Origin of the sequence: Bifidobacterium sp. UBA6881 (assembly GCA_002451435.1) — a bacterium.
Lineage (GTDB): Bacteria > Actinomycetota > Actinomycetes > Actinomycetales > Bifidobacteriaceae > Bifidobacterium.
In genome coordinates this window covers 42,303-54,222 of sequence record DKCF01000068.1, presented here as the reverse complement: position 1 = coordinate 54,222, position 11,920 = coordinate 42,303, and the positions used below count along the sequence as shown (strand labels likewise).

At 60.6% G+C, this 11,920-nt stretch carries 11 protein-coding genes; all 11 read right to left on the bottom strand.

The window, feature by feature from the left end; translation table 11 throughout:
- Window positions 1–121: 121 nt before the first annotated feature.
- Window positions 122–1,666, bottom strand: coding sequence for an IMP dehydrogenase (gene guaB, locus B3C64_RS05260; RefSeq protein ID WP_291534221.1), 1,545 nt, complete (start codon window positions 1,664–1,666; stop codon window positions 122–124).
- A gap of 303 nt (window positions 1,667–1,969) precedes the next feature.
- A complete protein-coding gene (locus tag B3C64_RS05255) occupies window positions 1,970–3,235 on the bottom strand; it encodes an MraY family glycosyltransferase (RefSeq protein WP_291534219.1) in 1,266 nt (421 codons plus the stop codon).
- Window positions 3,232–3,894 carry an L-threonylcarbamoyladenylate synthase gene (locus B3C64_RS05250; RefSeq protein WP_291534217.1) on the bottom strand — a complete coding sequence of 221 codons (663 nt, stop codon included), beginning with the start codon at window positions 3,892–3,894 and terminating at the stop codon, window positions 3,232–3,234. The genes B3C64_RS05255 and B3C64_RS05250 overlap by 4 nt, the downstream gene beginning before the upstream one ends.
- 308 nt (window positions 3,895–4,202) lie before the next feature.
- Window positions 4,203–4,907 carry an ABC transporter ATP-binding protein gene (locus B3C64_RS05245; protein WP_291534215.1) on the bottom strand — a complete coding sequence of 235 codons (705 nt, stop codon included), beginning with the start codon at window positions 4,905–4,907 and terminating at the stop codon, window positions 4,203–4,205.
- On the bottom strand, window positions 4,907–5,731 hold the full coding sequence (locus B3C64_RS05240; protein ID WP_291534214.1) for an ABC transporter ATP-binding protein: 825 nt from the start codon (window positions 5,729–5,731) through the stop codon (window positions 4,907–4,909). Before B3C64_RS05240 ends, B3C64_RS05245 begins: the two co-directional genes overlap by 1 nt.
- Complete coding sequence (locus B3C64_RS05235; RefSeq protein WP_291534213.1) at window positions 5,728–6,816, bottom strand: branched-chain amino acid ABC transporter permease; 1,089 nt, start codon at window positions 6,814–6,816, stop codon at window positions 5,728–5,730. The genes B3C64_RS05240 and B3C64_RS05235 overlap by 4 nt, the downstream gene beginning before the upstream one ends.
- 4 nt (window positions 6,817–6,820) lie before the next feature.
- Window positions 6,821–7,747: a branched-chain amino acid ABC transporter permease gene (locus tag B3C64_RS05230; protein ID WP_291534212.1), complete on the bottom strand. Its 927-nt coding sequence runs from the start codon at window positions 7,745–7,747 to the stop codon at window positions 6,821–6,823.
- Window positions 7,748–7,893: 146 nt separating this feature from the next.
- Entirely contained in the window at window positions 7,894–9,039 is a 1,146-nt protein-coding gene (locus tag B3C64_RS05225; RefSeq protein ID WP_291534226.1) for an ABC transporter substrate-binding protein, read from the bottom strand.
- 110 nt (window positions 9,040–9,149) lie between these two features.
- Window positions 9,150–10,190, bottom strand: coding sequence for a peptide chain release factor N(5)-glutamine methyltransferase (prmC, locus tag B3C64_RS05220; protein ID WP_291534210.1), 1,041 nt, complete (start codon window positions 10,188–10,190; stop codon window positions 9,150–9,152).
- A gap of 10 nt (window positions 10,191–10,200) precedes the next feature.
- The gene (gene prfA / locus B3C64_RS05215) at window positions 10,201–11,289 is read right to left on the bottom strand and encodes a peptide chain release factor 1 (protein WP_291534208.1); all 1,089 of its coding nucleotides are present in this window, start codon (window positions 11,287–11,289) and stop codon (window positions 10,201–10,203) included.
- A 188-nt stretch (window positions 11,290–11,477) separates the two neighbouring features.
- Entirely contained in the window at window positions 11,478–11,690 is a 213-nt protein-coding gene (gene rpmE / locus B3C64_RS05210; protein ID WP_291534206.1) for a 50S ribosomal protein L31, read from the bottom strand.
- Window positions 11,691–11,920: the final 230 nt, after the last annotated feature.

Here is an 11,920-nt window from a genome sequence, read left to right as displayed (position 1 = left end):
ACCATGGTGCCGACCTTGTGATTCCAGCCTCATGTTCAAGGCACGTCATCCTATGGTGGAAACAAAAGATGGGCCACAGCCATTTGGCCGCAGCCCATCACATCACAAAATCGACGTCAGATCACTGACGGCCGGAGTAGTTCGGAGCCTCGGCGGTCATGACGATGTCGTGCGGGTGGGATTCACGCAGACCAGCATCGGTGATGCGGATGAACTTGCCACGTTCCGGCATTTCGGCGATGTTGTGCGCGCCGATGTAGAACATGGACTGGTGCAAGCCACCGATCATCTGGTACAGCACCGCGTTCAGCGGTCCGCGGTACGGAACCTCGCCTTCGACGCCTTCCGGAACGACCTTGTCGTTGGACGTGACGTCGGCCTGGAAGTAGCGGTCCTTGGAGTAGGACTTCTTGCCACGCGGAGCCATGGCGCCGAGGGAGCCCATGCCACGGTAGAGCTTGTACTGCTTGCCATGCAGAAGCACCTTTTCGCCCGGAGCCTCCTCGCAGCCTGCGAGGGTGCCGCCCAGCATCACGGAGGACGCGCCGGCGACCAGGGCCTTGGCGATATCGCCGGAGTAGTGGATGCCGCCATCGGCGATGCACGGAATACCGGCCGCGCGGCAGGCCTGGGCGGCCTCGTACACGGCGGTGAGCTGCGGGACGCCGACGCCGGCGACCACGCGGGTGGTGCAGATGGAGCCTGGGCCGACGCCGACCTTGACCGCGTCGACGCCCGCGTCGATCATGGCCTGGGCGCCCTGGCGGGTCGCCACGTTGCCGCCGATGATGTCGACGTTGTTGAAGGCGGAATCGGACTTCAGGCGACGGATCATGTCGAGGGCCAGCTTGGCCTCGCCGTTGGCGGTGTCGACCACGAGCACGTCCACGCCGGCTTCCATCAGCGCGGATGCACGGTTGTAGGCGTCGCCGAGGAAGCCGATGCCGGCGGCCACGCGCAGACGGCCCTGGTCATCCTTGGTGGCGTCCGGGTACTGCTCGGTCTTGACGAAGTCCTTCACGGTGATCAGACCGGTCAGGTGGCCTTCGTTGTCGACCAGCGGCAGCTTCTCGACCTTGTGCTTGGCCAGCAGATCGTGGGCGTCTTCCTTGGAGATGTTGGCCGGACCGGTGATCAGGTTCTCACGGGTCATAACCTCGGAGACCTTGAGGCGGTCGTAGTCCTCGGAAGCGATGAAGCGCATGTCACGGTTGGTGATGATGCCGACGAGCTTGTTGTCCTTGTCGACGACCGGCAGACCGGAGATGTGGAAGCGGCCGCACAGCTTGTCGAGGTCGGCGAGGGTGACGTCCGGGCTCACAGTGAGCGGATCGTTGATCATGCCGGATTCGGAGCGCTTGACGATGTCGACCTGGGCGGCCTGGTCGTCGATGGAAAGATTGCGGTGCAGCACGCCGATGCCGCCGTTACGGGCCATGGCGATCGCCATGTCGGATTCGGTGACGGTGTCCATTGCGGCGGAGATCGCCGGGACCTTCATCGTGATGTTGCGGGTGAGGTGAGTGGTGGTGTCCACCTCGGACGGGATGACATCCGTCTCGTTCGGCAGCAGCAGCACATCGTCATAGGCGAGGCCCAGCTGTGCGAAAATCGGTGGAAGTGGAGCGTACGTGGATTCTGCATTCATATCAGGAATTGTAGCCATGTGCCCACTTTAGAAATCTGGGCGGACTTCCCACGACACGGCGAAATCGGCGGAAAACCACGCCTGTTATAAAACCCACTTATACCGTATGACAAAGCGTTTAACCATATTTTGTCCGCCGCGTGTCACACGCGAAAACGCCGACGATTCGACTTCCTCATGCGAAGCCATCGCCAAAACGAACATCATATATGTACGCTTTTACGAACTTTGACGGCGCCCAATGCGTGACGCACGTACCACGATTGCCTGCCCACACCGATTCATGACGATTCGCACCGATTTACATCAGTTCATGCAGACTCATGATCTGCCGGCAGCCGCGTTGCCACCGACCTGCGCATCACCGGTCCCACGTTCGGCAGGCTTCGCCTCGGCAGTAGCATGGCCGATAAGCCGCGGCTTGGCGTGGGAGCCCGTCTGCACTTCCGCACGTCCGCTCGCATGCTGCGCGTCCGCCGCGGCGTTCTCCTCACGAAGTTCGGGAATCCTCCGCTTCAGGTACGGATACATCGTGGCGACGGTCAATACCACGGCCGCAAGAACGAATCCGATCAGCACATGCTGCGCCTTGAAGAACAGCGTCATGATCGAGCCGAATGCGATCAGCGCGGCCCAGCCCCACAGAATCAGCACGGCGCCCTGCACGGAATGTCCGATGCGCAGCATCCGGTGATGCAAATGCATGCGATCCGGATGCATCGGCGACTGTCCCTTGCTCACACGGCGGATAATCGCGAGGCACATATCCAAAATCGGCAGGAACAGCACCAGCATCGGCAACAGAATCGGCATGAACACCGGCAGATAGATGCTCGCGTGGATGGTGGCCGGGTCCAAGCGGCCGGTCATCACAATCGACGCGCAGGTGATGAGATAGCCCAGCAGCATGGAGCCCGAATCACCCATGAACAATTTCGCCGGATGCCAGTTGTGCAGCAAAAATCCTACGCACATGCCGACCATGGCGATGTCGATCAACGTCGCCATGGACGCATACGACGGCGAATTGCGGGCGATGATATACGAATAGATCGCGAAGGCGATGCCACCGATCGCGACAATCCCCGAAGACAATCCATCGAGGCCATCCACGAAATTGACCGCATTGATGGACGCGACGATCAGGAACGCGGTAATCGCCATCGACAGACTCGGCGAAGCGGTGACGAGGGAACCGAGCGGCAATGAGATGATCTGCAGACCTCCCCACGCCACGAATACGGAGATCAGCAGCTGGCCGGCCATTTTCAGCATCCAATCAAGATCCCACAAATCGTCGGCCATGCCAAGCAAGCTGATCATAATCGCACCGGCGAGAATCACCCATGCCTGGTGCGATTGCGTGAACAATCCTTCGATGAAGGGGATGCGCGACGCGAACAGCATGGATACGGTGAACCCGATGAGCATGCCCAGACCGCCCAATCGCGGCGTCGGAATCTTGTGCACGTCGCGGGCGCGCACCTCACCGACAGCGCCGATCTCAATGGCGACATGTCGAATCAGCGGCGTCATCAGATAAGTCACGCCACCGGCGATCGCCGCGATAAACAGGTAGATTCTCATGCGCCCAAAGCACCGCCATTCACAGTCAAGGCCTTACGGATCACGGATTCGCGGATCACTCCCTCTCGAAGAATCGCGATGCCGTCACGGCCATGGGGGTCGGCCGCCACCACCGTCGAGGCCACATGCCCCGGAGTCGCGCCGCCATCAAGATACAGATCCACGGCGTCACCCAGGGCGGCCTTCGCCTCTTCGACGGTCTGCGCGCTCTCTTCTCCGGAACGGTTCGCGCTTGTGGCCGCCAACGCTCCAGTGGCGCGCAGGATGCGCAATGTCGCCGAGGAATTCGGAATACGCACGCCCTGCGTGCTCTTTCCGGTGGAGGAATCGTGGCGCAGCGTGGCCAACGTGCACCGATCATCGGCCTCGGCTATCGGCGAGAAGGCGCCCGGCATGAACATCGCAGCAAGTCGGTTCAATGGCACCGGCAGTTCGAGATGCAATCCATCCATGACTTCAATGGACGGCAGCAGCACCTGCAACGACTTGTACTGCGGGCGATGCTTGGCGGCGAACACTTTGCGAATCGCCTCGATATTGCGCGGATCGCAGGCAACGCCATAGACGGTGTCCGTGGGAATCACAATCAGCCCGCCATCGTGCACGATTTCAACAGCTTCGGCAAGGGATTCGTCGGTAATGGCGCGAATCTCGCTCATGATACCTCCCTGGAATAGCCTTCAACCTCACCATTGTAAGGCAAATCTCTTCTCCGTCGAGCGCTTCAGCATATGTCCATAAACGGAGAGTCAGACGTCCTGTCTCTCCCCGTGCGGTCGATCACATGCGCCAAGCGACCGCACAAGGAGAGCAAGCCATGGTTTCTCTCCCCCTACAGTCGCCTACATATGCCAAGCGACCGCAAACGGAGAGTCAGCCGTCTTGCCCCTCCCCATACGGTCGCTCACACACGCCAAGCGACCGCACAAGGAGAGTGACCCCTTGTACTGCAGCGGGTACCCGTTCCTCACGCGCCCAGATACGCCTTGCGAACCTGTTCGTTGTTGAGCAGATCCTTGGCATCGCCTTCCATGGTGATTCTGCCGGTTTCCAGCACATATGCATGGTCGGCGATGGACAGCGCCATCTTGGCGTTCTGCTCGACCAGCAGCACCGTGATGCCCTGCTCGTGCAATCTGCGGATGATGGAGAAGATCTCCTTGACCAGTTTCGGCGACAGGCCCATGGACGGCTCGTCCATCAGCACCGTGTTCGGATGGCTCATCAGCGCGCGTCCCATCGCCAACATCTGCTGTTCGCCGCCGGACAACGTTCCGGCCTTCTGCGTGCGACGTTCCTTCAGACGCGGGAACATGTCGAAAACCATGTCGAGGTCCTTCGCCATGGACGACTGGTCCTTCAAACTGTACGCGCCCATTTCGAGGTTTTCCTGCACGCTCATGCGCGTGAACACGTGGCGGCCTTCGGGAATGTGCGCCATGCCGAGCCGCACGATGTCATGGTTGTGGGTTTTGAGCAGATCCGTGCCGTTGAACATCACGGAACCGGATTGCGCCGGAACCAGTCCGGTGATGGCATGCAGCGTGGTGGTCTTGCCCGCGCCGTTCGCGCCGATCAGCGACACGATCTCGCCGTCGTTCACCGTCAGACTGATGCCCTTGACGGCCTCGATGGCACCGTAGGAGACGGAAAGATCCTTGATTTCCAGCATCAGTCCTCCTTTGAAGCTTCTTGGGATTCCGAGGATTCCTCAGATTCCGAGGATTCCTCGTCGGAACCGAGGTATGCGGAGATGACCTGCGGATTGCTGGCGATTTCCTCCGGCGTCCCCGATGCGATGGTGCGTCCGTAGTCGAGCACCTGGATGCGCTGGCACACGTTCATCACCAGGCTCATGTCGTGTTCGATGAGCAGGATCGCGATGCCGAAACGATCGCGGATGGTGTTGATGCAGTTCAGCAGGTCTTCGGTTTCGGTCGGGTTCATGCCCGCCGCGGGCTCGTCGAGCAGCAGCAGCTTCATGCCGGTCGCCAGCGCACGCGCGATTTCCAGCTTGCGCTGTTCGCCATACGGCAGATTGGCGGCTTCGGTATTGGCAAGGCCCTCCAAGCCGAAGATCTTCAGCAGGTCGATGGCCTTGGCATGCATGTCGTGTTCCTGCCGCCAGAATTTCGGCGTACGGAAGATCGCACCGCCCATTTTGTAGCTGAACGACTGGTCGAATGCGACCAGCACGTTCTCTTCCACGGTCATCTGGCGGAACAGACGGATGTTCTGGAAGGTACGCGCGATGCCGGCGCGAACGACCTGATAGGTCTTCTTGCCGTTCATGCGCTTGCCGTCGAGGAAGAACTCGCCCTCGGTCGGCTGGTAGACGCCGGTCAGCAGGTTGAACACGGTGGTCTTGCCGGCGCCGTTCGGCCCGATCAGGCCAATCAGCTCACCGGAGTCGATGGTCATGTTGAAATCGGAGACGGCCTTGAGGCCTCCGAAGGTGATGCCGAGGTGTTCGGCACGCAGAATAGGCTCGCTCATGCCTGCTCCTTCCTGCTGCTGTCGTCCTTGGCTGCGTTCTCGTTGGCGACCGCGGCGTCGGACCTGCCATGAGCCTTCGTCTTCACCGGGTAGAACAGCTTGTTGATGAGCTTCGGCAGCGAGAACTCCCAATTGCCGAAGATGCCCTGCGGACGGAAGATCATGATGAGCACCAGCACCACGGAATAGACCAGCATGCGGTAGTCGGAGAAGGCACGCAGCAATTCCGGGAGAATCGTCAGGCCGATCGCCGAGACGATGGAACCGGTCAGCGAACCCATACCGCCGAACACCACCATGATCACATAGTTGATCGATTGCAGCCAGCCCGCCATGGACGGCGTCAAAGCGCCGATGTACTGCGCGAAGATGCCGCCGGCGATGCCCGCGAAGAACGCGGAGATCGCGAATACCATCACCTTGAGATACGTGATGTTGATGCCGGAGGCACCGGCCGCGATCTCATCGTCGCGGATGGCCTTCACCGCGCGTCCGTAGCGGGAGCGCGCGAACATGAACAGCAGCACCACGGTGACGACGGTGATCCAGAACACCACATACAGGTTGGCGAGGCGATCGATGCCGATCAGCGCCTGTCCCTGCTGCCCCTTGTCGAGGCCTTCTCCGCCCGCGACCTTGAGGTTCTGGATGATCACACGGATGATCTCGCCGAAGCCCAGCGTGATGATGGCCAGATAATCGCCATGCAGACGCAGCGCGGGGATGCCGATGATCACACCGAACAGGCATGCGACCAGCCCGCCGACGATGGTGACCAGCAGGAAGCGCACCGTATCGTTCATCGCGATGCCGTTGGCCACGATTATCTTGCTCAGCAAAGCCGCGGAATAGGCGCCGATCGCCTCAAAACCGCAGCAGCCCAACGTCAGCTGCCCGAGCACGCCGATGGTAAGGTTCAACGAGGTGGTCATGATGATCGCGATGCAGCACGTCATCAGCACGCCCTTGACGTACAGGGACACCACGCCGGTCTCGCACACGCCCATGAGCACGGCGAACAACGCGGCGACGCCAATGGCGCAGACAAGATACGACTGTTTGATGGAAAGCATTGATTTCTTCATGCGATCACACCTTCTCGCTTTCCGGCTCGCCCATCAGACCGGACGGCTTGACCAGCAGCACGATGATGAGGATGCCGAACACGATCGCGTCGGCGAACGCGGAGGTGATGACGCCTCCGGTGATGGTGCCGATATACGCCTTGGTCAGGCTTTCGACCACGCCGATCGCCAGACCACCGACCATGGCGCCCGGAATGGAGCCGATGCCGCCGAGCACCGCGGCCACGAACGCCTTCAGTCCCAGCATGGCGCCCATCATCGGCGACACCTGCGGGTAGGAGATGCAGTACATCAGCGAGGCCACCGCGGCCAATCCGGATCCGATGGCGAAGGTCAGGGTGATGGTCGAATTCACGTTGACGCCCATCAGAATGGACGCCTCCTTGTCTTCGGAAACCGCACGCATGGCCTTGCCCTGCTTGGTGCGGGAGACGAACAGCTGCAACGCGATCATGATGACGATGCCGAGCAGCACGGTCACGATGGTCGCGCCGTCGATCTTGAGGTCGCCGATGGCGAGGGACGGAATCTGGATGATCGTCGGAATGGTCTGGTAGTCGGCGCCGAACAGCGCCTGGGAACCGTTTTCCAGCAACAGGCTCATGGCGATGGCCGTAATCAGGGCGGTCATGTTGTTGCCCTTCTCGCGGACGGGCTTGTACGCCGCCTTCTCCACGATCACGCCGACCGCGACGCAGACGAGGATCGCGGGGACGACGGAAAGCCATGCGGGCAGGCCGCAGGCGATGATTGCCGGAATGGTAAGCATGAGCACGTACGCGCCGACCATGATGAAGTCGCCGTGCGCGAAGTTGATCAGACGAATGATGCCGTACACCATGGTGTAGCCCAAAGCGACGAGTGAGTACACGCTGCCGATTTTCAGACCGTTGAAGATCTGACTGATAAACATAATGATCTGATTGCCCATCATTCCCCCTTTCTTATAGATTTAGCTTTTGCGAAACGACCTATTGAAGGTCGATTCGATTTCCTTGATGAATGATGACTGTGATGAAAAATGCTTCCGGCCCGTCCACAAGCCGGCCGCCCGCGGGCGGGGCGCCAAACAGACCGTCACTTGGCCGGCTGGATGGTGCTGCGGTACGTCGGCTTGCCGTTCTTCATTTCCAATACGATCACGGATTTCTTCGGCGAACCATGCGAATCGAGCGTGAATTTGCCCGTGACGCCGGAGAAGCTCATACCGTAGATCGCATTGCGGATGTCGGCGCGGCTGGCCTTCGGACCCGCCTTTTCGATGGCCTGCTTGAACATGTAGACGGAATCGTATCCCAATGCGGTGAAGGTGTTCGGCGAGGCGTTGTTATTGGCCTTCTTATACGATTCGATGAATTTCTGCACCTTGGTGTTGGACTTGTCGTCCGGGGAATAATGCGTCGTGTACAGCACCTTGTCGTACTGAGACTTGCTGCCGGTGATCTGCAGGCCGTCATAGCCGTCAGGGCCCATGATGTACCCCTCGTAGCCCACCGAACGCGCCTGCGGGATGATGTAGGGGCCCGCCGCGGAATAGTAGTAGGGGGCGTACAGGAATTCGGCGCCCGCAGCCTGCACCTTCTGCAGCTGAGACGAATATTCGGTGTCGTCGGCGCTGGAGGAATTCTCCTCGGCCACGACCTCCAGACCGGCCTTCTTGGCGGCCGTCACGAACGCCTTGCCCACACCGGACGAGTACGGGTCTCCGGTTCCGTACAGCACCGCGACCTTGTTGACCTTGAGGTCCTCGGCCGCGAATTTGGCCGCGATCTCGCCCTGGTAGGAATCCTTGAAGCACGTGCGGAACAGATAACCGCCTGTCTCGATGGAATCCGACGTCGCGGCCGGCGCGATGGACGGCAGCTGGTTCTGGTCGGCCAGCGAGGCCACGGCACCGGTGGTGGAGGAGATCGTGGGGCCGAGAATGCCGATGACGTCCTTCTCCCCCGCGAGACGGTTGAAGGCGTTGGACGCCTCCAGCACATCGCCCTTGTCGTCCATGGACTTGAGCACGATCTTCTTGCCGAAAATGCCGCCTTTGGCGTTGATCTCGCTGATCGCCAGCTTGAATCCGCTGAGCTCGGCCTCTCCATATGCCGCGGCTGAACCGGAATTGGTGGTCACGGCGCCCAAGGTGATCACATCGCTGTCCGACAGCCTCATGCTGCTATCGCTCGTCGCATACATGTTGCCGCCGGAACATGCCGAAACGCCTATTCCCATAACGGCCGTGAGGCATAGCGCAGCCAATTTTTTGCAATAGTTGTTGTTCACAGCTGTTCTTTCTTTTCTAGATGAACCGCAGTATGTTATACCCTCAAATTGATTTTTTATCAGATTTTTTCCGCAGTAAGGAATCGCGGACGGCCGGTGTAGTCATCATGCACCGCGACTTTGCCGAATCCATGCGTATCCGCGAACGCCGACAAACGCTCCCCCTGCGTGATGTCGTGCTCCATGACCAGCAAACCGCCCGATCTGAGCAGATCCGCGGCACGCGCGATGATGCGCTCGGGAATCAGCGCGCCGTCCGCCGAACCGCCGTACAAGGCCATGTCGGGATCGTAATCGCGCACTTCCGGCTGCCGCGGAACGTCGGCGAGCGGCACGTATGGCGGATTGGTGAGCACCATGTCGATGGTGCCGTTCAGCTGGCTCAGCGTCGGCGCCTGCGTGGCGTCCGCGATTTCCAGATGATAGTCGCCCGCGACATTGGGATGCGTTCTGACGGTTTCCTCCAGATTGCGGCGCGTCCATCGCGCGGCGCGCTCGCTTTTCTCCACCGCCCATACTTTCGCGCCCGGCACCTCCGTCACCAAGGCCAGTCCGATCGCGCCGCTGCCGGCGCACAGGTCGACGGCGCGCACCGAATACATGCCATGGCGTGTGATCCAGTCGATGCCCTCCTGCACGATCAGTTCGGTTTCCTGACGTGGAATGAACACTCCCGGACCGACCTTCAGATCGAGATAACGGAACGGCGTATGACCGGTGATATGCTGCAGCGGCTCGCGTCCGGCGCGTCGTTCCACCATGCCGCGAAATTCGCGGAGCGCGGTTTCGATGGTGTTGTACGAGTCTTGTTCCATGGCTTCCATGGCTGGTTCCGAGGAATCGGACGCGTCGATTCCTCCGACACCGGCATGCTTGGACGGCCCTTCGGCACCGGCATGCCTGACCATTCCATCAAAACCCGACGCATGGGCCGCCAGCCCGTCAGGCCCATACCCCATCAGCATGGCCTTGTCGACCGTCTGCAGATCGGTGCCGAACGCCTCGGCAAGCAACAACTTGGCATCGTGTTCGGGAGTGTCGATGCCCGCCGCGCGCAATCCGGCCGCAGCGGACCGCACGGTTTCGAATACGGTCGCCACCTGTTCCGCCTTACTTCTGGTTGGCGAGACGATCGGCCTCGTCCGCCTGGATGTCGCTGTCGATCACGGCCTGCAGGTCGCCGTCGAGCACGGCGTCGAGGTTGTACGCCTTGTAATTCGTGCGGTGGTCGACGATGCGGTTCTCCGGGAAGTTGTAGGTGCGGATGCGTTCGGAACGATCAAGGGAGCGCACCTGGGAATGACGCATGTCGGCGGCTTCGGCGGCCTCCTGCTCGTGCTTCATGGCAAGCAGACGGCTCTTCAGCACGCGCAACGCGGCCGCGCGGTTCTGGATCTGGCTCTTCTCGTCCTGCATGTTCACCGTGATGCCGGTCGGGATGTGGGTCATGCGCACCGCGGAATACGTGGTGTTCACGGACTGGCCTCCCGGGCCGGAGCTCATGAAGATGTCGATCTTCAAGTCCTTCGGATCGATTTCGATCTCATCGTCGTCGTCATCGGCCTCGGGGAACACGATCACACCGGCGGCGGACGTCTGGATGCGTCCCTGCGATTCGGTGACGGGGATGCGCTGCACGCGGTGCACACCGCCCTCGTACTTGAGGGACGCCCACACACCGTCCTCCGGCGCCGGAGTGCCCTTGGCACGAATCGCCAGCTGCACATCCTTGACACCGCCCAATTCGGTGGTGTTCTCGCTCTGCAACGTCACCGTCCAGCCGCGCTTTTCCGCATACCGCATGTACATGCGCAGCAAATCGCCGGCGAACAGCGCGGCCTCCTCGCCGCCGGTGCCGGCCTTGATCTCCATGATCGTGTCGCGCGCGTCGTCGGGATCGCGCGGAATCAGCGCGGTGCGCAGCTTCTCCTCGACGGCGGGAAGCTCGCCTTCCAGACGCTTGGCCTCCTCGGCGAAATCAGGATCCTCGGACGCCATTTCCTTGGCGGCTTCCAAATCGTCCTTCACCTGCTTGTAGGCGGTGTAGGCGGAGACGATGGAGCCGAGTTCGGCGTGGCGACGACCCAGCTTGCGCATTTTGTCCGGATTCGACGCGACCTCGGGCTCGGCCATCTGCTGTTCGATATTACGGTATTCCTCAAGCGCGGTCACCGCCGCGGGGAACTGTTCGTCTGCCAATGTACGCCTTTTCTATCTGCTGCTGTCTGCTTCTCTGTATGCATTCCGACGGAAGATGCGTCGCCGGATTCTGCTCGACTTGTCAATCATATAAGGTGCCCCGGAAACCCGGATGCGCAACAAAAAATGCCAGTCCGATCACGAACTGGCATTCCATGTGCCTAGGCAGAACGCCTAAGCGGCAAGAATCACTTGGACTTCTTGCCGTAACGCTTCTCGAAGCGAGCCACGCGGCCACCGGTGTCGAGGATCTTCTGCTTGCCGGTGTAGAACGGGTGGCAGCTGGAGCACACGTCGACGGTCATGTGATCGCCCTTGTAGGTGGAGCGGGTGACGAAGGTGTTGCCGCAGGAGCAAGTGACCTGCACCGCGTGATAATCAGGATGGATACCCTGCTTCATAGTTTGTCTCCTAGAGATTCGGGGGACCCGGGTCGCCATGCCCCGATGGCACAGCGTGAACCGGACAACCTCATAAAGTGTAGGCTCCAGTGGGGACAGATCCCGCATCGCCCTAGGCATCACGACCGCACCGGAATCTTGGACATATACCGGAATCAGCGAATGCCACGACGAAACCGGATGCCGCGACACACGGTAAGCCGACGGCGAATCAATGACAGACCAGCAAC